The organism is Spirosoma sp. KUDC1026 (assembly GCF_013375035.1).
Classification (GTDB): Bacteria; Bacteroidota; Bacteroidia; order Cytophagales; family Spirosomataceae; genus Spirosoma.
On the sequence record NZ_CP056032.1, the window covers coordinates 3,261,024 to 3,286,030 of the forward strand.

The 25,007-nt window shown below is 52.4% G+C and carries 19 protein-coding genes; 13 read left to right on the forward strand and 6 right to left on the reverse strand.

From position 1 onward, the window contains the following. Positions 1-37: 37 nt before the first annotated feature. The 3 genes from HU175_RS13610 to HU175_RS13620 all read right to left on the reverse strand — a co-directional run bounded on the left by HU175_RS13610 (position 38) and on the right by HU175_RS13620 (position 4,452). Positions 38-1,369: a TldD/PmbA family protein gene (locus HU175_RS13610; protein ID WP_176567116.1), complete on the reverse strand. Its 1,332-nt coding sequence runs from the start codon at positions 1,367-1,369 to the stop codon at positions 38-40. Positions 1,370-1,376: 7 nt separating this feature from the next. Then, positions 1,377-3,020 carry a TldD/PmbA family protein gene (locus tag HU175_RS13615; protein ID WP_176567117.1) on the reverse strand — a complete coding sequence of 548 codons (1,644 nt, stop codon included), beginning with the start codon at positions 3,018-3,020 and terminating at the stop codon, positions 1,377-1,379. A 349-nt stretch (positions 3,021-3,369) separates the two neighbouring features. After that, positions 3,370-4,452: a RimK family alpha-L-glutamate ligase gene (locus tag HU175_RS13620; protein WP_176567118.1), complete on the reverse strand. Its 1,083-nt coding sequence runs from the start codon at positions 4,450-4,452 to the stop codon at positions 3,370-3,372. A gap of 270 nt (positions 4,453-4,722) precedes the next feature. On the opposite strand from HU175_RS13620, the gene HU175_RS13625 reads away from it, so the two are divergent. Continuing rightward, positions 4,723-5,652: a DUF5677 domain-containing protein gene (locus HU175_RS13625; protein ID WP_176567119.1), complete on the forward strand. Its 930-nt coding sequence runs from the start codon at positions 4,723-4,725 to the stop codon at positions 5,650-5,652. A 66-nt stretch (positions 5,653-5,718) separates the two neighbouring features. Then, on the forward strand, positions 5,719-5,895 hold the full coding sequence (locus tag HU175_RS13630; protein ID WP_176567120.1) for a hypothetical protein: 177 nt from the start codon (positions 5,719-5,721) through the stop codon (positions 5,893-5,895). A 170-nt stretch (positions 5,896-6,065) separates the two neighbouring features. Here HU175_RS13630 and HU175_RS13635 read toward each other — a convergent pair whose 3' ends face one another. Next, positions 6,066-6,710, reverse strand: a complete 645-nt coding sequence (locus tag HU175_RS13635; protein ID WP_176567121.1) for a hypothetical protein — start codon at positions 6,708-6,710, stop codon at positions 6,066-6,068. A 282-nt stretch (positions 6,711-6,992) separates the two neighbouring features. On the opposite strand from HU175_RS13635, the gene HU175_RS13640 reads away from it, so the two are divergent. The 6 genes from HU175_RS13640 (at position 6,993) to HU175_RS13665 (ending at position 17,492) form a co-directional block, all read left to right on the forward strand. Further along, positions 6,993-7,652 (forward strand): RNA polymerase sigma-70 factor, encoded by a 660-nt coding sequence (locus HU175_RS13640; RefSeq protein WP_176567122.1) that lies wholly within the window; start codon positions 6,993-6,995, stop codon positions 7,650-7,652. Positions 7,653-7,680: 28 nt separating this feature from the next. After that, positions 7,681-8,691, forward strand: coding sequence for a FecR family protein (locus HU175_RS13645; protein ID WP_176567123.1), 1,011 nt, complete (start codon positions 7,681-7,683; stop codon positions 8,689-8,691). 23 nt (positions 8,692-8,714) lie between these two features. Continuing rightward, positions 8,715-12,221, forward strand: coding sequence for a SusC/RagA family TonB-linked outer membrane protein (locus HU175_RS13650; RefSeq protein WP_176567124.1), 3,507 nt, complete (start codon positions 8,715-8,717; stop codon positions 12,219-12,221). A gap of 11 nt (positions 12,222-12,232) precedes the next feature. Next, positions 12,233-14,101: a RagB/SusD family nutrient uptake outer membrane protein gene (locus HU175_RS13655; protein WP_176567125.1), complete on the forward strand. Its 1,869-nt coding sequence runs from the start codon at positions 12,233-12,235 to the stop codon at positions 14,099-14,101. Positions 14,102-14,214: 113 nt separating this feature from the next. Further along, positions 14,215-14,904, forward strand: a complete 690-nt coding sequence (locus HU175_RS13660; protein ID WP_176567126.1) for a DUF3823 domain-containing protein — start codon at positions 14,215-14,217, stop codon at positions 14,902-14,904. An 83-nt stretch (positions 14,905-14,987) separates the two neighbouring features. After that, the gene (locus tag HU175_RS13665) at positions 14,988-17,492 is read left to right on the forward strand and encodes a glutaminase family protein (RefSeq protein ID WP_176567127.1); all 2,505 of its coding nucleotides are present in this window, start codon (positions 14,988-14,990) and stop codon (positions 17,490-17,492) included. 74 nt (positions 17,493-17,566) lie between these two features. Here the strand turns inward: HU175_RS13665 and HU175_RS13670 are convergent, their stop codons facing one another. Continuing rightward, the gene (locus HU175_RS13670) at positions 17,567-18,271 is read right to left on the reverse strand and encodes an esterase family protein (protein ID WP_176567128.1); all 705 of its coding nucleotides are present in this window, start codon (positions 18,269-18,271) and stop codon (positions 17,567-17,569) included. 142 nt (positions 18,272-18,413) lie between these two features. On the opposite strand from HU175_RS13670, the gene HU175_RS13675 reads away from it, so the two are divergent. The 3 genes from HU175_RS13675 to HU175_RS13685 all read left to right on the forward strand — a co-directional run bounded on the left by HU175_RS13675 (position 18,414) and on the right by HU175_RS13685 (position 21,886). Continuing rightward, a complete protein-coding gene (locus tag HU175_RS13675) occupies positions 18,414-19,334 on the forward strand; it encodes an alpha/beta hydrolase (protein ID WP_176567129.1) in 921 nt (306 codons plus the stop codon). A gap of 49 nt (positions 19,335-19,383) precedes the next feature. Further along, positions 19,384-20,205 carry a family 16 glycosylhydrolase gene (locus HU175_RS13680; RefSeq protein WP_176567130.1) on the forward strand — a complete coding sequence of 274 codons (822 nt, stop codon included), beginning with the start codon at positions 19,384-19,386 and terminating at the stop codon, positions 20,203-20,205. A 211-nt stretch (positions 20,206-20,416) separates the two neighbouring features. Then, a complete protein-coding gene (locus HU175_RS13685) occupies positions 20,417-21,886 on the forward strand; it encodes a Dyp-type peroxidase (protein WP_176567131.1) in 1,470 nt (489 codons plus the stop codon). A gap of 83 nt (positions 21,887-21,969) precedes the next feature. On the opposite strand, the gene HU175_RS13690 is transcribed toward HU175_RS13685, so the two are convergent. After that, on the reverse strand, positions 21,970-23,007 hold the full coding sequence (locus tag HU175_RS13690) for an acyl-CoA reductase (RefSeq protein ID WP_176567132.1): 1,038 nt from the start codon (positions 23,005-23,007) through the stop codon (positions 21,970-21,972). 132 nt (positions 23,008-23,139) lie between these two features. Between HU175_RS13690 and HU175_RS13695 the strand changes: the two genes are divergently transcribed. Then, a complete protein-coding gene (locus HU175_RS13695) occupies positions 23,140-23,490 on the forward strand; it encodes a 4Fe-4S dicluster domain-containing protein (protein WP_176567133.1) in 351 nt (116 codons plus the stop codon). Between the two features lie 349 nt (positions 23,491-23,839). Continuing rightward, positions 23,840-24,997: a porin gene (locus tag HU175_RS13700; protein WP_176567134.1), complete on the forward strand. Its 1,158-nt coding sequence runs from the start codon at positions 23,840-23,842 to the stop codon at positions 24,995-24,997. The last annotated feature ends 10 nt before the right edge of the window (positions 24,998-25,007 follow it).

Here is a 25,007-nt window from a genome sequence, read left to right on the forward strand (position 1 = left end):
AAAACAGGTTTGTACGGTACAGGCTATTTGGCGTCCGTTACACAGCGTCAGAAAGGCTGCTGAACGTAAAGTCCCGGATTTTCATGGGTGGAACCAGGTTACCACCCATTCGAACGGGTTTGCCCAGGGCTTCAAGGTTATTGAGCATGATAACTGGACTCTCGTTGAAGCGGAAGTTCTTGACGGGAAACTTGATCTGCCCGTTTTCAATGTAGAAGGTTCCGTCGCGGGTCAGTCCCGTGTAGAGCAGCGTTTGCGGGTCGACCGGGCGGATGTACCAGAGCCGGGTTACCAGGATGCCTTTTTCGGTGCTTTTGATCATGTCGGCCAGCGACTGAGTCCCCCCTTCCATAATGAAGTTACCGCCCGCTGGGGTAGCGTGTACGCCTTTTTTCTCGGCCCAGTAGCGTGAATACGGCATGTTTTTTACCACCCCTTTTTCAATCCAGGTTACTTTCTCCTGCGGCCGACCATCCCCGCTGAATGCGCCGTTGGGTACTTCCGGATTCGTCGGATCGGAATAGATGGTGACGCGCTCATCGAAGAGTTTTTCGCCCAGCCGCGTACCGCCCCCTTTTTTGCTGAGGAAGCTACGGCCTTCGTCGGCCGAGCGGGCATCCATCGAGCGTACCAACGCATTCATCAGCGACGCGTCGACGTTGGCTACCAGTGCAGCCGGCTCCAGAATAACGGTGTACTTGCCCGGTTCGAGCGCGCGGGCGCTGCTCGACGCCATCGCCTTCTGCATGGCGACTTCGGTTGCGTCTTTCGTGTTGAGTTTGCTGACGTCCGTTACGTCGCGGGTAGCGTAGCCCGATCCCAGTCCGTCGGCGGTGCGCACGGTGACCGAAAACTCGACCGAGGTTTCCCGGTTATAGGCTGACAGGCCTTTCGTGTTGCCAATGGCGTTGAAATTGGTTCGGTCTTCCAGGTAGCCAGCTGCAATCAGGTTTTTCTTCCGGCAGGGATCGAGACTATCAAACGTAGCCTGCGCCCGGTAATCGGCGTCAATTTTAGCGGTGCTTTCCGCGTAAGGGTCCGTCTTTAAGTATTTCTGAGGGCCGAGCATGGGCATGTACTCGGGGTTTTCGGGAGCGAGCCGGGCGATCTCCTCGGCGCGCCGGACCGTTTTTTCGAGCGACGCATCGTCGAACTCGTTAATGGTGGCTGTACCCGTTCGTTTTCCGAAAGCCGCCGTTACCCCGAGCGACAGGTTGGTGCCTTCGCCACTGGTCGAAACGGCATTGCGGGCGTAACGAATGTTGCCCCGGCGTCCGCCCGACAGGTTTACGCTCAGCTCATCCGCTTTGGAGAACGACAGGACTTTATCAATAATTTTCTTTGCTTCTGTTTCGGTTAAAATGGCCATGTTCGGGTTAGATTTTACGACCGGTATTAATCACGTTTACACCGTTGAATCGCGTAGTCGGGCAGCCGTGCGAAACGGCGCTTACCTGCGAAGGTTGCCCTTTACCGTCGAAGAACGAACCGAACGTGCGGTAGTCGTCCTTATCGCAGAGCTGTGAACACGAATTCCAGAACTCCTGCGTGTTCGACTGATACGCTACGTCGTCGAGCATGTTAGTCAGTTGCCCGTTTTTGATTTCGTAGAACAACTGACCCCCAAACTGGAAGTTGTAGCGCTGCTGATCGATGGAGTACGACCCGCGTCCGATGATATAAATACCCTTCTCGACGCCCTTGATCATATCGGTAACCGACCGTTTTTCGGTGCCGGGCTGGAGCGATACGTTCGGCATCCGCTGGAACTGCACTGAATCCCAGTTGTCGGCGTAGCAGCACCCGTTCGATTCTTTTTCACCCAGAATGGCCGCCTGATCGCGGATCGCCTGGTAGTTCACCAGGATGCCGTCTTTAATTAGATTCCACGTTTTAGCCGGAACGCCTTCGTCGTCGTAACCGACCGTACCCAGCGCGTTCGGCTGCACTTTGTCGGCCACAATATTGACCAGCTTGCTGCCGTAATTGAAGTCCTTAGATTTCCACTTGTCGAGCGTGGCAAAGGAAGTGCCAGCGTAATTGGCTTCGTAACCCAGTACGCGATCGAGTTCCAGCGGGTGGCCTACCGATTCGTGAATGGTCAGTCCGAGGTGGTTCGGATCGAGCACCAGGTCATATTTGCCCGGCGTAACGGTCTTCGCCGTTAGTTTATCCTTTGCCTGTTTAGCCGCCAGCGTCGCGTCCTCCACCATGTCGTAGGAGTTGCGGTAGCCAACCAGCCCGTTAGGAGCCTGAATTTTCTCCGAAGCAACCCCATCCAGGTACTCGTAACCCATACCCATGGGCGAACTAAAGGCGTCGCGGCTTTTGAATTTACCAGCCGCCCGGTCTACCGCCGAGACCGTAAAGGTGGGCCACAGCCGGTGAATGTCCTGGTCGATGTACGAACCGTCGGACGAGGCAAAGTATTTCTGCTCGTTGACCAGGAACAGATTTGACGTAACGAAAGCCGCGCCGTTTTTAAGGGCTGCGTTATTGACGTTCAGCAGCAGGTCAATTTTCTGCTCAATGGGTACTTCGAAGGCGTTTTTCTTGATTGGCGTTTTCCAGGCCACTTCGCCAACACCTTTTTGCGGGGCCAGCTGCACGGGTTCGGTCTGAAGTTTGGCGTTCGCCTTGGCGATAGCAACGGCGGTTTCGGTGCATTTGGCTACTCCCTCGGGTGTTACGTCGCTGGTAGCGGCAAATCCCCAGGTACCATTGGCAATTACCCGGATGCCCACGCCGAACGACTCGGAATTGACCAGGTTCTGAACGCGGGTTTCGCGCGTAAAGAGGGATTGCTGCAGGTAGCGACCAATGCGGATATCGGTATAGGAAGCTCCTTTACTTTTTGCGGTATTCAGCGCAATGTCGGCCAGTTTCTTCTTGGTGGCTACGTCGATGCCTGGCGCAAGTAATCGTTCGAGGGGAACCTGATTGCCAAAGACAGGAATCGACGCGCCCATCAGCGCTCCGACGCCCAATCCAGATAACTGGATGAAATCTCTTCGTTTCATAAAGAGGACACTAGTTGATGATTAGTGAGCAGTAAAGCGCTCATCGACTGCGAATATGCCTAATAATGACGAGGATAACATCATCCGTTTTCGATTTTGTGACAAACGGTAAGTTGGTTGTTTAGGTTCGATGCCCAATATTATTTGGGTATTGGGGTAATTGACCGCCCTGATTCAAAAATTGCATCAAGTGGGCTGAACCGGTAAATTGATTCGCTGAATGACCGGAATAAGGGCCTGAATAGCCGGCCGATTTCGCTGGTTCACAGGAAAATTACACCATCCGGGGAATAAAAAAAGCGTCGATAAACCCGGTTTATCGACGCTGAAAAGAAACGAAAAAAACTGATTATTTTTTTGCTTTTGCTTTGGCAGGCTTGTCTGTTTCGGCTGCTTTTGCCTTAGTGGGTTTTTTCTCCTTGGTAGGTTCTCCTACTTCAGGGGCGGCCGTTGCTTTTGCCGGTTTCGCCGGAGCAGGCGCACCAATCGAGTTCCGGACGAAGGTTCCCCAGGTCAGGTTGTCTTTGCCTGACTGCGCGGTTTTAGCCCGTTCGATGGCCATATTGGCAGCGGCTTCAACTACCCAGTCGAAGTTGGCCTGACCGACTGAGTTTACGTCGGCATCAGGAGCAGGATTACAGAAATCGATAGCAATAGGGATACCATCGCGAACGGCGAACTCGACCGTGTTGAAATCGTAACCCAAACCGTGATTCAGCTTCAGGACGTAGTCTTTGATCGTTGCCAGCAGTTTCTTACCCGCGTCGCCGGTTACTTTCAACTGTGAGTCATAGCGGAGATGGTGCGGATTCCGGGGCTCGTATGGCATAATCAGCACCTCTTTGCCGCCGATGCAGTAGCAGCGTACATAGTCCGTGAAGTCGATGGCTTCCTGATAGAGCATAACCAGCTGACCAGTTTCGTCATAAGCCCGGAACATCTCCTCCGGATTGTCGACTTTGTACACGTTCTTCCAGCCGCCACCGGAGTGCGGCTTCATGAAGGCTGGAAAGCCGATGTGGTTAAAAATACCGTCCCAGTTCATATTCTGCAGGTTCCGGAACGAATTATGGTTCGTATCGTCGGGCCGGTGTTTCGACGGCAGCAGGATGGTTTTCGGGACCGGGACGCCCAGTTGCACCGCCAGCGCGTTGTTAAAGAACTTCTCATCGGCGCTCCACCAGAATGGGTTGTTAATAACGGCCGTGCCGGTAAGTGCTGCGTTTTTGAGGTACGCTTTATAGAACGGTACGTCCTGCGAAATCCGGTCAATGATAACGGCGTAGTCGGTGGGAACGCTCTGTTCAACCTGATCGATGCTGACGAACTCGGCGGGAAAATCTTTTTGCTTTTCGTTGACCCGATCCACGAAAGCCTGGGGGAATGTATTCTCCTGACCGAATAGGATACCAATTTTCTTTTGCGTGCTCATAATGAGTTAGTTAAGTATTTGGATGTTGGTTGTAGTAAAGACAATGGGGAAAATAAGGTTTTGCTTTACGCTGTTGGCGCACCGGCAAGATGCGTGGTTTACGGTAAGAAACAAAAAAGCCTGGGCGTTGTTGGCCAGGCTTTTCCATATGTCAGCTTGTAATTTGATTAATGATTCAATAGTAATTGACTGTCAAATGAGATTAGTAGCTCGAACGATGTTTACTGTAGATTTATTTTTCTTAAATTATCACACATTCAAAAACACGGTATGTACGGCCCAATAGACGATATTATTCCAAAGGAGCCAGACCCACATGTTAAAGAATTGGTAGATAAACTTGGTACTGTTATAGACCACTTCGTTGATTTCGGATCCAACGTTCTAAAATGGGATACGGAGGTGAGAAGAACAGATGCTTATAATACACCTGTTATTATGTCCTTCAGGCATTTCCTGGAGCTTGTCGATTCTATATCGATTTTAGTAAAGCAATCGTCGATCGATCCTTGCAAGCTAATACTCAGAGGAATACTAGAAACATACATTAGTCTTTCTTATATGCTTGAAAAGGACACTGAAGACCGAGGTATGGCTTTTTTAGTCTGGCATGTTCACCAACAAATCAAAGCTTGGCAACGGACTGACGCTGATTCTGAAATGGGAAAACAGATAAGAAGCAATTTGAGTAAAGATCAACATGTTAAAAACCTTATTGTTCCAACAGACCCTAGAGCTAAAAAGAAGATTGAAGCGTTGGAGGCATTACTGCGAGAGCCAGCCTACCAAAAAGCGGAAGAAGAATATCAGCGGTTACGAAGGTTAAAAGAAAAGAATCCACCTTGGTACCGATTCTTCAATGGCTACTCAAGTATTGAAGAATTGGCGAAACACCTAAATTGTATAGGCATATATGATGTTGTTTATCGTCGATGGTCAGGGCCGGTTCATGGCACTGATGTTATTGTAGGTAAGGCAAGCATAGCAGCCGATGGCAGTGCTGAGATCTTTCAAATAAGGCACTTTGGGCATTTACAAGAAGTAACGCAATGGGTTATGTCCTTGTCTCTTATGGTGTTTGAGCTTTACATCAACAAACGGGTAGCTAACAAAAAAAGCGACTACATAGCTTGGTATTTAACGATTAGAGAACCGTTTCTTTGGGTATCTAGTCGAGAACCCATAATAACTTTTATATAAATCGGTAAGGCTACTAGCGGCCGGCCTGTTGCTAGTTATTGAGCCCGCTCCTCGGGGCGGTACGTTTTGCCGGTAACTTTCTCGTACACCAATGCATTCGATAAGCGCATGAAATTTGTGCCCGTCAACACGCTACCCGACGAGATTCTGTCCGGACGCACGCTGCTTAATGAGTTCGTTGTCGACCAGATACAGGGCAAAGACGTGGCTAAAAATCGGGAGATCTGGGGGTATTATAAATGAAAAAGATTCTGCCTTTGCTGTTCGTAGCTATAGTCTGGCTATCAGGCTGCAAGAAAGAGGATGAAATTGATCCGAACTTTGCGGCCAGTGTTTCTGGTCGTTATGCGCTGACTTGTTATGCGGATGTGATACCCTGATTAATAAGTGAATAAGAAGGGGAGGGTAAAGCATTACAAAGTAGATTCTTTCAGCAGCGTTGTCGGGTTAGCGTACTGCAAAATGCCCGCCCAGTTGCCTTTTAGCTGGTAACGTTGCCCGGTCGTTACATTCTCCAGATTACCCTCAAAGGAGCAGGTGAGCCGATAAACCGTAATCTGGTGGCTGATGTCAATTTTCGATCTGGGCGGGATGTTAACCGTCAGCGTGCTTTTCTGACCAAACCCGTAGGGCTTTTGCTGTTCGATAGTGCTGAGTGGGTATGTGTCAATGGAACGGTCAAACCGGTTATTACCATACCAATGTTCGGGTACACTAACTGCGTACTGATTCAGGTCCACTTCCTGGGGGAGCTGAGTGGTTGGGTCAAGGGTAAACTGGGATGTTTTGACCAATCCCCCGAAACTTTCTTCAACCTGCCGAGTCGCGAGAACGGAACCTGTGTTCTGTACGCTTGAGCCTTTCAGTTGCAGCGTCGTTGTATCGACTCGATCACCCGGTGCAACAAAGTATCGGATGTCTTTGAGCACGTATTGATCCGGTGCTAACGCAACAGAGTCTACCGACTCAGGTTTGGAACAAGCACTCAGTAGAGCGGCAACAAATAAACCAAGCCATGCTACGTGAGCGGAAAGCGCTCTTTGTCGTTGGTTGTTCATCTGAAACGTTGAGTTTAGACTGGTTAATAACCTCTGGCAGCTTCACGGTCAGTAATGACACGATTAGTAAAGAACTAAACTGTCCGTTTTTTACTCGATAGTCAATTCTCAAGTGAAGGCTTACCCAACGCTACAGCCTTGCTCAGCCCGTAAATGGTCGGAAATTATAAGCTTGGTCAAAAAAAATATACAAAAAATATAAAAAACAGTAAGGGTAAGTGCCAGATGACTTGTCTATACGATTGCCGCCGGTAGAAAACACCTACTCAACCGATCGTTTTTATGACTCAACCCTTACTTACTCTGTCGGATCATTCGTTACTTCCCGCTGACGGTAAGCCAGACATATCGCACCAATCGAGTACTGATCTGGATTGGCCATTGAAAACCCTCTTTGCTACAGACCCTCATCAGGCCTGTGAACTGCTGTTTCGCACGTATTACGCTTCCTTTTGCAGCCATGCAGTCCGCCTGGTTTATGCCCGGGAAACGGCCGAAGACATCGTTTCGGAGGTGTTCTGTAATTTCTGGAAAAACAAGGTATATCTAGCCATTGATACGTCCTTTCAGGCGTACCTGTTCCGGGCCGTGCGCTACCGGGCCTACAACTACCTACGCTGGGAAATAACCAAGTCCCGCCAAAGCTCCGATGACCGGATCGATGACGTGGCCGATTCCCGGTCGCTGCCCGTGGAGATCATGCAGTACGATGAACTGCAGCGTAGCATTGAAAAAGCGATCGACGAACTGCCGCCCCAGTGCCGCCGAGTCTTTCTGTTGAGTCGCTTTGAAGGACGTAAATACAGCGAAATCGCCGACGAACTCAACATTGCGCTAAAAACCGTCGAAGCGCACATGAGCAAAGCCCTTACTCAACTGCGCACAGTCCTCAAAGACGAATGGGTCTGGAGCCTCGCGCTGTTCTTCGGTCTGCAGGCGTAATCCGCTACAACCTGAAAATCATAATATTATGCAAACGATTACTAAAGCGTTGCTGCTGGAGCACCATGCCGGTCGGACAACCCCTTTGCAGGTTCGGCTGATCGAGGACTGGCTGAAAGACCCGCAGCACCAGGTCATTTACTACCAGACGCTATTCGAATGGGAATCGACGTACCCGCAGTACGTAGCCGATACGGATTCGGCGCTGGAGCGCTTCCGGCAGGTCATGAATGAACCGATTTCAGCACCGCTGCCCGCAACCCCCTCACCCGTCCGCACGGGCTGGCGGCTGCTCTCCCCCTGGCTGGTAGCCGCTTCGCTGACGTTGCTCATTGGGTTGATAGGCTGGCTGTTTCGCGAACCGATCCTCTACCAGACCTATGTTACTCATTTCGGTCAGCTTAAAACGGTCCAGCTATCCGACGGCAGCCAGGTGGTACTGAATTCCAACTCAAGCCTGCGCGTACCCCGTACGGTGCTGGGTCAGGCGTTGACACTGGTGCAGGACCGCATCGTAACGCTAACGGGCGAAGCGACGTTTCGGGTGACGCACACCCACGACAACCGGCGGTTTGTGGTCAGGACAGGCCGCGAGCTGGACGTCGAAGTTCTGGGAACCGAGTTCGTGGTCTTCAACCGGGCGCGGGCAACGCGGGTGGCGCTGTTAACGGGCAGCGTGAAACTACGCAGCCTGGCGCCCAGTACCGCCCAGCGGGAGTGGCTGATGCGCCCCGGTGAGCTGGCAACCTGGCAGCCTAACGGAACCGTACAGGTCAGCTCCGTAGCCCGGCCGGTGGATGAGGTTGCCTGGACCGAGCACCGCTTTGTCTTTAACAATACTCCGCTGCGGGAGGTCGGGTACATGATCCAGGAAAATTACGGACTGAACGTAGCCATCAAAGATGCGCGGCTGGCCGAGCGGATGGTGACCGGCACCTTTGATGCCGATAGCGCCGATGAGTTGCTGCGCGTGCTGCGGGAGCTGCTGGGAATCAACGTTACCCGGCAGCGCAACCGTATTTATTTCTCCGAAAAATAGCTTCTTATTCCTTTCCTACTCCCATGAAACAAATCCTACGTACCTATGTCTGTTTGCTGGCGGGTGCGATCGTGAGCAGTGCCGGTGGGTTTTGCCAGGCGCAGGTGCTGGCCCGGGCCGGACAGTTCCGTCAGCCGGCTAAAGATTCACCAGCTCCGGCCGGACGATCGTTACGTGATGCGCTGATCTCGCTGAAGAACCGTCATCACATTAATCTTCTATTTGAAAACCGACTGGTAGAAAACCAGTTTGTGCCGACGGGGGCACTCCGGGCGTCGGACGGCTCGCTGGAAGTGTCGCTTCAGGCGCTGCTGGATCCCGCTGGCCTGACATTCCGCCGAATCAAAGAAGGGTCGTACATAGTCGTGCCGGTTAAACAGGACAGCCGGACCGTTGCGGCCGAACCATTGCGAACCTCACAGCCAGTAGTTGGGGGTTCGGTTCCTATGATGATGACTACCGCCGTGGCCTTTTCGTCGGTAAACCCACTCAGCGATCAAGTGGTGCGCGGTGTCGTGCGCGACAGCACGAACGGACAAGCGCTGCCCGGGGTAAGCGTAGTCCTGAAAGGTACTCAGCGGGGTACGACCACCGACTCGGAAGGAAATTTCCGCATTGACGTGCCCGACGCGAACGCGGTCCTGATTTTCAGCTTTATCGGCTTTGGCAATAAAGAACTAACGGTCGGTAATCAGACGAATCTGGTGATCAGCCTGAAATCATCGGACCAGGCGCTGAGCGAAGTTGTTGTTGTCGGTTACGGTACCCAGCGTAAGGAGTCTCTGACGGGTGCTATCTCGAGTATCACCAGCCGCGATATTGAAAAGGCCAAAACGTCTACCGTCAGCGCAGCCCTGGCCGGGAAAATTCCGGGGGTGTCGTTCCGGCAGGCTGAAGGGCGCCCCGGTTCGTCGGCGCTGCTGCAGGTGCGCGGTATGGGCGATCCGCTCTTCGTTATTGACGGCATTCAGAAAGATGCCGGTCAATTCAATAACATTGCCCCGGCTGATATTGAGTCGATTACGGTCCTGAAAGACGCGTCGGCCTCGGTGTACGGGTCGCGGGCGGCCAACGGCGTCGTCATCGTTACGACCAAGCGGGGTAAAACCGGCAACCGCAATACGATCAACCTCGACGCTTACTACGGTTTTCAGAACTGGACCCGCTTTCCGAAGGGAGTGACCGCTTATGACTGGATGGTGGGTAAAGCCGATGCCGAGGTAAACCAGACGGGGAAGACCACGATTACGCAGGACGAGCTGAACAAATGGCAGCAGGGAACCGAATATGGCTACAAGAGTTTCGACTGGTACAACTTCATCGTGGGTAAGAATGCTCCCCAGTACCAGGTCAACCTCAACGCCACCGGTGGTTCCGAGAAAATCAATTACTATTTCTCGGTAACGCGGCTGAATCAGGATGCCGTGCTGAAGGACTATAACTTCAACCGGACTAATATTCAGTCAAACATCGACGCCCGCGTGGCCGACCGGCTGAAGGTGGGCGTGCAGATCAACGGACGTATCGAAACGCGGCAGAACCCCGGCGTGCCGGGTGGTGATGATTACTGGGCACCCCGTTTCGCGCTGTTCCGCAACCGCCCAACCGAACGTCCCTACGCTAACGATAATCCCCTGTATCCCAATAATATTGGCCACAATGCGGAGAACTGGGCGATCCTGAACTACGCCATTTCGGGTTACGCCCGCGAGGACTGGCGCGTGCTGCAAACCAACTTCAACGCCGAATACCAGCTTCCGATTAAAGGGCTGACGGCGCGCGGGGTGTACTCGTATTACTTCGCCGACCGGTTACAGAACATCCACGAGTACACCTACGACGTGTACACCTACGACCCGGCTACCGACAAATACAACATTTCGGGTGGTAGCTCAAATCCGTACCGCGAGCGGGTGACGCGCAAGATTTTTGAGAACGTCCTGCAGGGGCAGCTGAACTACGTCAACAGCTTCGGTCGGCACAATGTCAGCGGTACATTCGTAGCCGAACGTATCAGCCGCCGGGAGCAGGAAACATTTGTGCACTCGGTACCTAAGACCAACGTACTGCCGCTGATTCAGTTTGCCGACATGGACACCTATAACGACACCGATTACGAGGAAGCGCGAATTGGTTACGTTGGCCGGGCAACCTACAACTACGCCGACAAATATTTTGCCGAGGTATCGGGTCGGCGGGATGCGGCCTGGCGGTTTGCGCCGGGTCGGCGGTGGGGGTTCTTCCCGTCGGTATCAGCAGGCTGGCGTATCAGTGAGGAACCGTTCTTCAAAAATATGAAACAGACGGCCCTGAGTGATCTTAAACTACGGGCATCGTACGGTAAGCTGGGCGACGATAACATTGGCATTTCTGCGTTTGCCTATATCCCCGGCTACAACTATGCGACATCAACGGTGGTGCTCGATGGGCAGGTGATCAAAGGCTCACGGAACACGGGCGTACCGATTACCAACCTCTCCTGGTTTACCAGTACCATCACCGATGTCGGCATCGATTATAACCTGTTCAACGGCCGGTTAACGGGCGAATTCGATTATTTCTATCGCAAGCGGACGGGGCTGCGCGGCCGTAAATACGACGTACTGGTGCCGAATGAACTGGGCTATGCGCTGCCGGACGAAAACGTTAACAGCGATGCCCGGATCGGGGGCGAAGCTTCGCTGGCCTACAATGGTACCTTCAAGGGCATTGGTTTCCGGCTGGGGGGCAATGTCGGCTATTCGCGCTCCCGCTCACTGCAATCCTACAAACCAACGTTTGGTAACTCCTGGGACTACTACCGCAACTCAAACGAAAACCGCTGGAGCAACATCTTCTGGGGCTACGAAGTCGTTGGGCAGTTTAAATCGATCGACGAAATCAATGCTTATACCGTCAACAACGACGGCCAGGGAAACAAGACCATGCTGCCGGGCGATTTCATCTACCGCGACGTAAACGGTGACGGACGTATTGACGGCTACGACGAGCGGCCCATTGGCTACCCTGTCTCGACGGTTCCGATTGTCAACTTCGGTATCAACCTGTCGCTCAATTACAAAGGCTTCGATCTGACGGCTGACTTCTCGGGTGGTAGCATGTACTCTTACAACCAGAACTGGGAGATGCGGTGGCCGTATCAGAACACGGGGAACCTGCTGGCAACGATGTACAACGATCGCTGGCACCGCGCCGATCCGCTCAACCCCGATAGCCCCTGGGTCGAGGGTAAAAACCCGCCCCTGCGCTTCAACGACGGTGGTCACAGCAACTACAACAAGAACTCGTCGTGGTGGCTCACGAACATCAGTTACCTGCGCCTGCGGACGGCCGAAATCGGGTATTCGCTGCCCGCATCGCTGCTGAATCGAATCAAAATTCAGCGGGCGCGGATTTACGTTAACTCGTTCAACCTGTTCTCGCTCGACAACGTGCGGCAACTGGGTATCGATGCTGAAATCACCGACGAGAATGGCCTGCAGTATCCCCAGCACAAACTGGTAAACATGGGCATTAACCTTTCGTTCTGATCGACCTTACCATGAAAAAAATAACCATTACGTTACTGGCCCTGTTGGCTGTCTGCGGAGGCTGCAACGACGACGATTTTTTGAATCGGGAGCCGAAAAATATCCTGCTGACCGATCAGATTTTTGCCAATGAACAACTGACGCTCTCGGCCATTGCCGATCTGTATGACCGCTACCCGGATTTTCAGCGGACCGACCGCTGGTACGAGTTTACCAACTTCGATGAAGCGTTCGCGTCAAACTTCGGCGACTATTTCCGGCACCAGAATCAGGAGTATAACTACGACAGCTGGAACTACTGGGACTACGGCTACCTGCGCGACATCAACTTGTTCATTCAGCAGTGCGGGCAGTCAACAGCACTGGCTCCGGCCGTAAAAGATCGCTTTCTGGCCGAAGCCCGTTTTATTCGGGCGGGGGTGTACTTTGAACTGGTCAAACGCATGGGCGGTGTACCGCTGATTCTGGAACCGTTAACGTATGATTTCAGTGGCGATGCTACGTCGCTGCGCAACCCACGTAAGAAGGAAAGCGAAATCTACGATTTCATTATCAGCGAAATGGAGGCCATCCAGACAGCCCTGCCCGACAACCCCGCGACCAAGTTGCGGGCGACGAAGGCCGCTGCGCTGGCCCTGGAAGCGCGGGCAGCCCTTTACGCCGGATCAATTGCCCGGTACGGTGCCAACACCCCACAGGTGTCGTTGCCGGGCGGTGAAGTGGGCATTCCGGCCGAGCGGGCGACGGGCTATTACCAGACCGCACTGAAGGCCGCTCAGGCGATTACGGGTTATTTGCTCTACCAGAAAAATACGACGAGCCTGTCCGACAATTTCGCCAATCTCTTTCTCGATAAAGCCAATAATCCGGAGGTGATTTTCGCCTACGACTACAAACTGAAAAGTGGTAAAGTCGTTGGCTGGACGCTGGACAACAGCCCGCTGACATCGGCGGAAGAAGGAACCAACGGCGGACGGCTGAACCCGTCGCTGAATTTGGTGCAGTCGTTCGAGAAGCTCGACAATACGTTTGCCCCGCTGCCAATTGCGGATGCGGCAGGAAGCCCGATCTACTACAGCAACCCCGCTGAGTTGTTCGCCGGTCGCGATGCCCGTCTGGCTGGTACGGTGCTGTATCCGGGCTCGTCTTTCAAGGGAAAGCCGGTCGATATCTGGGCGGGTTACCGTTTGGGGAACGGCTCGGTCGTGACGGCTGATAAACCCGGCGGTCAGAAAACGCTGCCGGGCGGGACTACGCCCGTAGCCGTGGTTGGACTGGATGGTCCCGTCGATGGGCTGGAGTTTACGGCGCAGTCGGGTTTCTACGTCCGCAAATACATGGACCCGGCGGTTGGCTCGGCGCAGATCGGTACGCAAAGCGAAGTATGGTGGGTTCGGTACCGCTACGCTGAAGTACTGCTCAACGCAGCCGAAGCCGCTTTTGAACTAGGTCAGAAAAGCGTAGCGGCTGACTTCATGAATCAGGTTCGCGCCCGCGCCGGTCTTACCAAACCGCTCACCGCCAACGATATTACGTTCGATCGGATTGTGCACGAGCGTAAGGTGGAACTAGCTTTTGAAGGCCACGAATTGTGGGATTATAAACGCTGGCGGCTGGCACACGTTGTCTGGAATGGTGTGAGCGCTGATCTGACCAAAAATCCGGGGAAAGCCGACGAGCCCAGCACCCGTGTCTTTGGGTTATGGCCCTACAAAGTGTATAATCCCGGACAACCGAACGACGGTAAATGGGTATTCCAGCAGGTGCTGCCCAGCCGCGTCACCAACGCCCACCGCTTCCGGCTTGGCAACTACTACTCGTTCATCAGCGACGAGATCCGTACGAATAACCCGCAAATCGTTCGAAATCCAAACCAATGATAATGAGTGAATGAGCGAAAGAGTGAATAGTTGCTGACGCAACCCGCCCCTCTTCATCCGCTCTTTCGCTCTTTCATCGCACCGGCGACCCGGTCTTTAGCTCTTTATAAGCCATGAAACTCCTATCTATTTTATTCCTCAGTTTCGCCAGCTTCTCTCTTTTCTCCTGCGCGTACGACAACTATCCTGAGCCGGAATCAAGGTTACAGGGACGGCTCGTTTACCAGGGCGAACCGATCAACGTTGAGTATAATAACGTAACGTTCGAGCTGTGGGAGCCAGGCTGGCAGAAGCGGATTCCCATTACGGTAACCGTTGGGCAGGATGGTTCGTACTCCGCTCAGCTTTTCAACGCTACCTACAAGCTGGTTATTCCGTCGGCGCAGGGACCATTCCGGAGGATGCGCAGGGATAACTCGGATACTACGACGGTTAACCTGACGGGTAACCAGACGCTGGATATCGACGTAATGCCCTATTACATGGTACGTACACCCGCCTTTTCTGTGTCGAGTGGCAAAGTCTCGGCAACCTGCAAACTTGAGCAGATTATTACCGGTACCGACGCCCGCGCCATCGAACGCGTGTCGCTGTACGTAAGTAAGACCCAGTTTGTTGACAGTCGCACCAGCCTGAGCTCGTCCGATCTGACGGGTACGTCGATCAAAGATCTGAACGCCGTAGCGCTTAGTGCCAATTTTCCGACCATTTCGGGGCAGAGCTATGCCTACGCCCGGATCGGAGTGAAAATTGTGGGGGTGGAAGACCTTATTTTCTCGCCCGTACAAAAAGTTCAGCCCTAAATATTCCCCTGTACTGAGTTATAGAGCCCGACTTACTGCTTTCTATACTGTAGTTGCTCTTTACCTTACAAAACAACCTGTTCATGTTTAACCAATCGTTTCTACGCACCGCAGCCCTGGCCACCGCTTTGCTGGTTGTTGCTACGGTGCAGGCTCAGACATTACGTCCACCGGCTTACCCGCTCGTTACGCACGATCCCTATTTCAGTGTCTGGAGTACGACCGACAAGCTAACGGATTCGCCCACCCGTCACTGGACCGGTAAACCGCAGTCGATGGAAGGCGTTGTCCGGGTCGATGGAAAGGCGTACCAATTTATGGGAGCCGTACCACCTACGTATAATACGTTACTGCCTACCGGCGAGCTGAAAGCCTACACTGCTAAATACACCTTCTCTAAACCGAATCCGGGCTGGGAAAAACCGGATTACGACGATCAGGACTGGAAAACAGGTCCCGGTCCCTTTGGCGACAATGCCGAATCGCGCACGAAATGGCTCAGCAGCAAGACTGATCCGAACGGTATTCACATCCGGCGTGAGTTTACCTACGACGGCAAGATCGATCCGGCAAGTCTGCTGCTGTCGATGAGCTATGACGACGACGTTGAGGTCTATCTGAATGGAACGCTGATCATCACGAAGAACTGCTGCGCGGGTGAGTATGTGTATTACCCGCTCTCGGCCGAAGGGCAGAAAGCCTTGCGCAAAGGAAAAAATGTGCTGGCGGCTCACTGCGTCAGCCCGGTAGGGGGTTCGTTCATTGATGTTGGCCTGGTAAGTCCGGCCGCCGGTCCGACCATGACCAAAGCCGAACAAACCGACGTAAAGGTTGCCGCTACCCAAACCGATTACACGTTTACGGCGGGACCGGTCGATCTGCAGGTGAATTTCCTGTCGCCCCTGCTGCTGGATGAACTGGAAATAGCCGCCCGGCCTGTTAGCTACGTCACGTTCGAAGCAAAATCCCGCGATGGCAAACCGCACGCCGTTCAGGTGTACTTTTCCGAGTCGGCGACAATGGCAACCAACACGCCCGTTCAGGACGTAGTGACCAAAGCCGGCCAGGGATCGGGCCTGACCTACGGATCGGTAGGTACCAAGGCGCAGCCGTTGCTGGGCAAGAAAGGCGATAACATCCGGATCGACTGGGGGTATGCCTATCTGGCAGTTCCGCAAGGATCAGGCAGCCAGATCGTAACTGGTGTGCCCGCAACGCTGAAGCAGTCGTTTGTTACAAAAGGGACGTTGCCGGCTGCAAAGCTTAATGCCGGTCAGGCGAATAGCGTAGCGCTGGCTACGGTGCTGAATCTGGGCAACGTTACGAAAGAGGGTGCGTCGAAACACCTGCTGCTGGGGTACGACGATCTCTACTCGGTGCAGTATTTTGGCGAGAATCTGCGGGGCTGGTGGCACCGCGATCCCAACATGACGATGGAGAAGACGCTGCAACTGGCCGAAACCGACTACACCCGCCTTCGCCGGAAAAGCACCGACTTTGACAAACAGCTGTATGACGATGCGCGCAAAGCTGGCGGAAAAGAGTATGCTGATCTGTGTCAGCTGGCGTACCGGCAGGCCATCTCGGCTCACAAAATTGTGGCTGGTCCGAAAGGCGAGGTATTTTTTCTCTCCAAAGAGAACTTCTCGAATGGCTCCATCGGCACGGTGGACGTAACGTACCCATCGGCTCCGCTATTTCTGCTGTACAACAACGAGCTGGCGAAGGGCTTACTGCGCTTCATCTTCGACTATAGCGAGTCAGGCCGGTGGAAAAAAGATTTCCCGGCGCACGACATTGGTACGTATCCACTGGCAAACGGTCAGACTTATGGCGAAGATATGCCTGTCGAGGAAGCCGGTAACATGATCATCCTGACGGCCGCTGCGGTCAAGATGGACGGTAACCCCAACTTCGCGCGGGAGCACTGGCCAACGCTGACCAAGTGGGTAGGTTTCCTGAAACGGGATGGTTTTGATCCGGGCAACCAGCTCTGTACAGATGATTTTGCCGGTCACCTGGCGCGGAATGCCAACTTATCGGCTAAAGCGATCATGGGCATTGCCTGCTACGGGCAGATGGCGCAGGCGCTGGGCGACCAGAAAACTGCTGACGAATACCTGACACTGGCCCGCGAATTAGCTAAGAAATGGATGCAGATGGACGTTGAAGGCGACCATTATGCCCTGACATTCGACAAAACGCCCGGCAGCTGGAGCCAGAAGTACAACATCGTCTGGGATCAATTGCTTGATCTGAATGTGTTCCCGAAGGAGGTAGCCGATAAAGAAATCGATTTCTACCTGAAGCACCAGCAGCCCTACGGCCTGCCGCTCGACAGCCGGAAGACGTACACCAAATCGGACTGGATAATCTGGACGGCAACGATGGCCGATTCAGATAAGGACTTCAAGGCGTTCATCGATCCGATCTGGAAATACGCCAACGAAACGCCAACGCGCGTACCACTTTCCGACTGGCACGAAACAACCGACGCTAAACAGGTTGGCTTCCAGGCCCGGTCGGTTGTCGGTGGTTACTTTATCAAGATGCTGGATGAGCAGTTGAAAAAGAAAGCCAAAAAATAGCAGGGTAAGCATAATCCACAGAAGCCAGACGCAATCTGCGTCTGGCTTCTGGGTTTTGACTCGGGTGAGAGTGGCTAAATCAGGCTCATGAAGCGTGGGAATTGCTCTTTCCAGACTGGCCAGTCATGATCGCCCCAGGGCATACGATCAAGCGTGTGGTGAATGCCCTTGTTCCGGAGAATCGTTGAGATATTCAGCGTGGAAGGCTTACAGAAATCGTACTCCGACGAACCCAGGACGATATTCATGTGATAGAACTCGGGATTGTTGGCGTTGGGTATGAAATCGGGTGGGTTGTTGAAATAGACGTTTTCGTCGTAGTAACCGCTCAGAAAAGACCGGATGTCGAAGGCCGCGCCAATAGTGAAGAGGTTACCAACCTGTTCGGGGTGCCGAAACGCAAAATTCAGGGCGTGGTAGCCGCCAAAGGAGACGCCCGCAACGCCAATTTTCCGTTCGTTGCATTCGCGCTGAATACCGGGCACCAGTTCTGTGTGCAGGAAGCGGTCATACAGGACGTGGTTCCAGATACGGGTGCCGGGATGGAGGTGTTTGGCGTACCAGCTGTCGCGGTCGATGCTGTCGATGCAGTAGAGTTTAATTTTACCTGTTTCAACAAACCACCGGACTGTTTCGATAAAGCCAAAATCCTTATATTCATAATACCGGCCCATGGAGGTCGGAAACATAAGAACGGGGTATCCCCAATGGCCGTAAACCAGCATGTCGATGTCGCGGCCCAGGTGGTGCGAGTACCATTTACGATGAGTTTCCTGCACGATGATAGGCGTTTAAAAGGGATAAAACTTGGCTGAAAAATAGAGTAAATCGAATGCAACGACAAAACGGACAACACGGATGCGCCGAAAAAAGCCTATTTTGCAGTTTGTAATCTGTTTACTGTTGACATTTTTCCTGTTTATGGCTGACTCGATACCGGCCTCTCCCCGCAGCAAGTCAATGACTGTTACCAGGCTGCGTGATGATTCTTTGTTCTCCGTTCCGCTCCAGCGCACCGTACATCTGGACATTATTCTACCACCAAATTATCGATCTGATCGCCTGCCGCAGGACCGCTTGCCGCAGGAACGCTTGCCGCAAGAAGGCTTGCCCCAGGACCGCCTGCCGCAGGAACGCCTGCCGGTCCTTTATCTGAATGATGGGCAGGATCTGGAGCGGTTGCACCTGACCGACGTGCTGGATTCGTTGTACGAACAACAGGCCGTCCGTCCGTTTGTTCTGGTGGCCATTCACGCTGGCGACCGAATTCAGGAGTATGGTACGGCCGCCCAGGCAGATTATATGCATCGGGGGAGTAAAGCGGCTTTGTATACTGACTTTGTCCTGACAGAACTGTTGCCTTATGTGCAGAATCATTATCCGGTCAGTGACCGACCTGAAGAATCCGCCTTTGCGGGTTTCTCGTTGGGAGGCTTATCGGCGCTGGATCTGGTGTTTCATCATCCGGATCGGTTCAGCCGGGCGGGCGTATTCTCTGGCGCGCTATGGTGGCGGAGTAAGAGTACCGAGGCTGGCTATCGTGACGAAACCGACCGGATCATGCACGATCTGGTTCGGAAAGGCAATTACAGCAGGAACCTGAAATTCTGGTTTGAAGCCGGTACCGACGACGAAACCAGCGACCGGAACAACAACGGCATTATCGACGCCATCGACGACACAATCGACCTCATCGAGGAATTGACGAAGAAAGGCTATCAGTACGACCGTGCTGGTGGTCCAACCGACATCCGCTACGTAGAAGTGCAAGGTGGCAAACACGACCAGGAAACCTGGAGCAGGGTGATGCCTGACTTTCTGACGTGGGCGTTTGGAAAATAAAGAGCGAAAGAGCGGGCGCCAAAGCTGTGATAGATTGAAACGTGGAGCTATGAAGGGATTGTTGATCGTGAATATTTTGGTTCTGGGGCTGTGCCTGCGCGGTCAGGCGGCTGATGTTACGGTGCCGCAGAGTACGACGGGGCCGGGGGCGCGGAAGCTGGTCTGGGCGGATGAGTTCGACAAGCCGGGGCTGCCTGATACGACGAAATGGACGTATGAAACAGGAGGTAACGGCTGGGGGAACAATGAAAAACAGTTTTACACCAGTCGGCGTCCCGAGAACGCCCGTATCGAAAACGGTAAACTCATTATCGAAGCCCGCAAAGAAGCGTATCAGGGCAGCCAGTACACGTCGGCCCGGCTCCTGACCCGCGGGAAACAGACCTGGACCTACGGACGTGTCGAAGCCCGGGCCAAACTGCCTAAGGGCGTTGGCACCTGGCCCGCGATCTGGATGCTGGGTACTAATTTGTCGCGCGTGGGCTGGCCGAAGGGTGGTGAAATCGATATCATGGAGCACGTCGGCTACGATGAGGGCGTTGTCCACGGTACCATCCATTCCGAGGCATATAACCACGTCAAAAAAACGGAAAAAGGCGGCTCAATACCCGTTAGGGACGTAACGACGGATTTCCATACCTACGCCATCGACTGGACCGCCGATCAGATCGATTTTTACGTCGATGATCAAAAATACTACTCCGTCCGGAAAGCCACGCTGGGCAGTTCTGAAGCACAGTGGCCCTTCGACCAACCGTTCTATTTGCTGCTGAACATAGCGGTGGGTGGCAACTGGGGAGGACGGAAAGGTATCGACGAAACCATCTGGCCGCAGCGTATGGAAGTTGATTATGTGAGGGTATATCAATGAAAGGAGGAAAGGGAGGAAGGGAGGAGAGGGTGAACGATAAAGGTCTGATATGATCAGTTAATATTCTGTTAGTCAGATTGTTGAGGAAGTAGTTGCGCTTTTGCCGTTCCCTCAGCCAACCTGCCGTTTGCTCAGGGATTATTCGGGCATGAAAGGGCAATGGGTTAGTTTTCAGTCAATTATTTACGACTAACCCAAAACTTCCTGACTCATGCCTATTTCTCTTACCGCCACCAGCATTGATCCCAATGCGGGTGAATTTCCTGCTATGCTGGCTGACTTGCAGGGAAACATTCTGAAAGGTCACGGTCGTGACCACACCATCAATCTCTTCATAAAGTTCTCCGCTGGGCGTCAGGCGCTGGTCAAAGACTGGTTGTCGGCCTTTACGCGCGTGTTTGTTACGTCAGCGAAGAAACAGATGGAGCAGACCGATTTCTTCAAGACGAATAAGGTGTCGGCCGGAATGTTCGTCAATCTGTTTTTGACGGCCAGCGGCTATAAATATCTGGGCGTACCGGATGGCAAAACTCCCCAGGATCCATCTTTTCGTAATGGGATGAAAGCGTCAAAGACGCGCCTGTCTGATCCCGAAAGCAGCACCTGGGACGCTGGCTACGATGCCGATATTCATGCCTTGATTTTGATTGGCGATGACAGTCCGCAACTGGTGCGGGCACTGAAACGGGCTATTATTATCTCGCTCAAAAACCTGGCAATTCCGCTTCGGGAAGAACCCGGCAAAGGAATTCGGAATGAGGCCGGAAACGGCATTGAGCACAACGGCTACGCCGACGGTGTGAGTCAGCCGCTTTTCTTCAAAAAAGATATTGACGACGAAGCCAGCAGGATAGGCCATACCAACTGGCACCCTGAAGCGCCTTTAAACCTGGCGCTGGTACCTGATCCGGGAAAGGCCGGTGCATTCGGGAGTTATTTCGTCTTTCGAAAGCTGGAACAGGACGTAAAAGGCTTTAAAAAGCGGGAAGAGGAGCTTGCTGCGGCAATAGGTCTCACCGGCGACGATGCCGAACGGGCTGGTGCGCTGGTGGTCGGACGCTTTGAGGACGGCACACCCGTTACGTCATTCAAAGATGCTCTGGAAAATATAGCCAAGGATAAAGTGCCAAACGACTTCATGTACGCCGGTGATGATGGCGGAAAATGCCCGTTTCACGCTCATATCCGCAAAACGAATCCGCGTAGTGACGGAGCAGGGGTTGATTTTAATAAATCGAAGCGGCTGGTTCGACGGGGTATTCCTTTCGAGAAAGCGGCTCGGGTCCGATTGCCAAACGGCGATTTCGATCCGGCGCACTTCCCCACAAAAGGGGATGGATACGGTCTTCTGTTTATGTGCTTCGTCGCTAACCTGGGCGATCAGTTTGAAAAGGGGCAGTTTGAATTCATGCAGGCGCACTGGGCAAATGAACCAAATTTTGTGAATACGGGAACGGGAATCGATCCCGTCATTGGCCAGCACAAGACGACTGATGTCGTGCAGCCGCAGCAGTGGCCAACCACCTGGGGGCAGGCTGTGCCGACGAAGCCGTTTGTGTTCGCCGATTACGTACACATGAAAGGAGGGGCCTATTTCTTTGCCCCCAGCCTGTCAACGCTCATCAACTTGAAAGTAAGCAGCAACCCGCTCCTGCCCGAAACGCTGCAGATATTTATTTAGAAGGAGGAAAGGAGAAAATGGAGAAAGGAATAAGAATGATGCTATGCCGTGATTAACATTTTTCTTGTTCCTTTCTCCAAGTTCTACAACTTCACCAAAAACGCCATCGTATCGACTCCATCGGCGTAGTCTGAGAGGCCGGGGGACTGAGTTTGCCCAAAGGGAACACTACCCGGATACCAGCCCTGTCCGGAGCTGGACTTTGCCGATGCGACGACCTGAATCCGATCAGCACGCTCAGTCAGCCAGGCCGCGGCATCGTCCTGCGTGTTATACGTTTGGTAGTACAAGACTGAAATTGGCGACACCAGACCGTCGTTTTCAGTCAAAAGCAGATAGCCATTATCGTAATGCGGCACGGCGTTGATCAGATAAATCGACTTGTTATAGTCGTAGTTATTCTGGTATTTATGGTTGTTCAGATACGTACTGACATTCGGCTCCAGCGTACGTAACAGGGGCGTAAAGTCATAGTTCTCCGGTACCAGTATCGTTGATACGTTCCGGCAGCCCAGTCCGTAATAATCCGAAATAGCGTGGCCAAGATCAACAAAAACGCTTTCATCTTCCTCGCCCAGTAGAATCCCTACCGAAGTTCGGTTGCGCCGGATGATGTGGGGTTTTTTTTCGAAATAGTAATCGAAGTAGCGGGCCGTATTGTTGCTGCCGGTGGCGATGTAGGCATCGGCCTTATTCAGTCGTTCAGCTTCTTCAATCAGCGGATCGAAAGCAGGATTGATCTCTTTTAATTTTTGTATTAAAAAGTGGATTAGTACAAAATCCTGGTTACTCAGCTTAGCCAGCAGCTTGTGACCGCTCATTAAAACACAGAGCAGATCATGGAAACCAACGGCCGGAATATTGCCCGCCATAACAACCCCAATAACTTTCGGGTGGGCCGGTTCAGCAGGAGCGTAGGCCTGAATCCAGGCGCTGAGTTTATTGGCCGTCAGAAACTCATCGGCGATAGCCTGTAAGGCGCGTAAAACGTTATCTGGTGTAAACCAATTATTTTTATGATAAGCCCGGTGGGCAATTTCCTCCAGTTCTGGCCGGGTATCTGCCGAACGCAGATAGTCTCCCAGCGCAACGAACGTTTGCAGGCGTTCTGATTGCAGCATCTAAAAAGGGAACGTGATTTATGGTAGCAACCGACCGGAATAAATTTTAGTTTGCCCCCAACCTTTAAATAGTTATATTTGTTGTTCGTATCAAGGAGATAAAATTTTACAGTCTATAAATCTGTTCTGCTCATGGCAATCATGATCACCGACGAGTGCATCAACTGCGGTGCCTGCGAACCCGAATGCCCAAACACCGCTATTTACGAAGGGGGTGTCGAATGGACATGGAGTGGCGGTACCGAGCTCACCGAAGTCGACTTTGGTGATGGTACGGTTGTTGACGGCAAGTCACCCCAGGCGCCAGTTTCTGACGAGTTTTACTATATCGTTGCTGACAAGTGTACCGAATGTATGGGTTTCCACGAAGAACCGCAGTGCGCGGCCGTTTGTCCCGTTGACTGCTGCGTTCCCGATCCGGAACACGAAGAAGATGAAGACACCCTCTTAGCCAAGAAAGCGTGGCTGCATGCCGAAGCGTAACGTCGGTAAAAAATACTTAGTTGTAAAAAGCCTGCCCAGAACGTTCTGGGCAGGCTTTTTTTATTTAATGCCCTGAATCGTAAACTTATCTGAATAGGACAATATTACCATTTGTTTGATCCTGGTTCGTATCCTACGAAGGCAGGAGCAGTAAAGTTCAATAAATTTGTTGTAACGGAAATTATAATATGAATTATTTTGAATTAAATAGTAAAATTTAGATAAAAAGCCTATTAAACGGTATTTTGCCATATTTGTTTAAATTTGTGTATTGTGTGATAATGTTTCTGTGGTAAAATTTGTCGCGAAATGAAGTGCAACCTTATTTCGCAACTACCAAATTATACCTATGAGAAAATTATTTTTACTAGTTAGTTCTTTGTTTTTTGGTTATGAAACAGTAGCTCAGGACTCTACTGCTAGCACACCGGGTAAGTTCACCTTCTCCGGCTACATGGATACGTATTATTTCGGAAACTTTAACAACCCATCAAGTCAGTCTAATCTGGGGCTAAATGCCAACGGAGCTTCCAACGCCCGGGCCTTTGATCAGCGGTCTGGTCAGTTCGGAATTGGCTTGGTGCAGGCCAAGGCCATATATACGGCCGATAAAGTGGATGCCGTTTTTGACTTGGCATTCGGTCCTTTTGCCGATCTGGGAAACTACGGTAATAACGTAGCCCTGCTGGGAACCCCCGGCTCTACAGCGCTGGCGATCAAACAGGCATACATTACGTTCAAAGCAACGAATAAGCTGACGTTTACGGCGGGACAGTTCGGTACGCACATCGGTTATGAAGTGATTGATGCTCCAGTCAATTACAATTACTCCCTATCTAACCTGTTTAACAATGGTCCGTTCTATCACATTGGTCTGAAAGGCCAATATGCATTCAGCGACCGGGCTTACCTGATGCTGGGTCTGGTGAACAACGTCGATAACATTGTCGACAACAACAAAAAGAAAGGCGTAATCGGGCAGTTCTTCTTCTCGCCGGTGTTGGGCTGGAATGTCTACCTGAACGGGATTGTATCGAATGAAGCATCGCAGGATGTTACAGGAGTACCTGCCAACAACGCTAGTTACTCGCTGTTCGATCTGACGACGACCTATCAGATTACCGAAAAATTCTTCTTGGGGTTAAATGCCGCTACGGGCGCGCAGAAGGGCGATTACCAAAACGTTGGTGGCCCATCGACGACAAAAACCTGGGGGGGCGTTGCTGTGTACACGAACTACGCTTTTACGGACAAGTTCGGACTGGGCGCTCGTTACGAGGTATTTGACAACAAGAGTAACGTTCGGGGTCTGACGGATGCGGCCGGTAACGGAGCCAGCGTCAACTCGATCACGATTACGGGTAACATAACCATGGCCGATGCGCACGTATTGCTGAAGCCAGAACTACGTATCGACAGCTATTCGGCTAACAAATTCGAAAAAGGTGACGGTTCGCTGACGCCATCGCAGACGACCCTGGGCATGGCGGCCATCTTTAAGTTTTAATTTTCTCTTT

What these genes read in the sequence shown, in the direction of transcription:
- HU175_RS13610 (WP_176567116.1), bottom strand. Translation starts at nt 1,369, where the DNA reads ATGGCCATTTTAACCGAAACAGAAGCAAAGAAAATTATTGATAAAGTC.
- HU175_RS13615 (WP_176567117.1), bottom strand. Translation starts at nt 3,020, where the DNA reads ATGAAACGAAGAGATTTCATCCAGTTATCTGGATTGGGCGTCGGAGCG.
- HU175_RS13620 (WP_176567118.1), bottom strand. Translation starts at nt 4,452, where the DNA reads ATGAGCACGCAAAAGAAAATTGGTATCCTATTCGGTCAGGAGAATACA.
- HU175_RS13625 (WP_176567119.1), top strand. Translation starts at nt 4,723, where the DNA reads ATGTACGGCCCAATAGACGATATTATTCCAAAGGAGCCAGACCCACAT.
- HU175_RS13635 (WP_176567121.1), bottom strand. Translation starts at nt 6,710, where the DNA reads ATGAACAACCAACGACAAAGAGCGCTTTCCGCTCACGTAGCATGGCTT.
- HU175_RS13640 (WP_176567122.1), top strand. Translation starts at nt 6,993, where the DNA reads ATGACTCAACCCTTACTTACTCTGTCGGATCATTCGTTACTTCCCGCT.
- HU175_RS13645 (WP_176567123.1), top strand. Translation starts at nt 7,681, where the DNA reads ATGCAAACGATTACTAAAGCGTTGCTGCTGGAGCACCATGCCGGTCGG.
- HU175_RS13650 (WP_176567124.1), top strand. Translation starts at nt 8,715, where the DNA reads ATGAAACAAATCCTACGTACCTATGTCTGTTTGCTGGCGGGTGCGATC.
- HU175_RS13655 (WP_176567125.1), top strand. Translation starts at nt 12,233, where the DNA reads ATGAAAAAAATAACCATTACGTTACTGGCCCTGTTGGCTGTCTGCGGA.
- HU175_RS13660 (WP_176567126.1), top strand. Translation starts at nt 14,215, where the DNA reads ATGAAACTCCTATCTATTTTATTCCTCAGTTTCGCCAGCTTCTCTCTT.
- HU175_RS13665 (WP_176567127.1), top strand. Translation starts at nt 14,988, where the DNA reads ATGTTTAACCAATCGTTTCTACGCACCGCAGCCCTGGCCACCGCTTTG.
- HU175_RS13675 (WP_176567129.1), top strand. Translation starts at nt 18,414, where the DNA reads ATGGCTGACTCGATACCGGCCTCTCCCCGCAGCAAGTCAATGACTGTT.
- HU175_RS13680 (WP_176567130.1), top strand. Translation starts at nt 19,384, where the DNA reads ATGAAGGGATTGTTGATCGTGAATATTTTGGTTCTGGGGCTGTGCCTG.
- HU175_RS13685 (WP_176567131.1), top strand. Translation starts at nt 20,417, where the DNA reads ATGCCTATTTCTCTTACCGCCACCAGCATTGATCCCAATGCGGGTGAA.
- HU175_RS13690 (WP_176567132.1), bottom strand. Translation starts at nt 23,007, where the DNA reads ATGCTGCAATCAGAACGCCTGCAAACGTTCGTTGCGCTGGGAGACTAT.
- HU175_RS13695 (WP_176567133.1), top strand. Translation starts at nt 23,140, where the DNA reads ATGGCAATCATGATCACCGACGAGTGCATCAACTGCGGTGCCTGCGAA.
- HU175_RS13700 (WP_176567134.1), top strand. Translation starts at nt 23,840, where the DNA reads ATGAGAAAATTATTTTTACTAGTTAGTTCTTTGTTTTTTGGTTATGAA.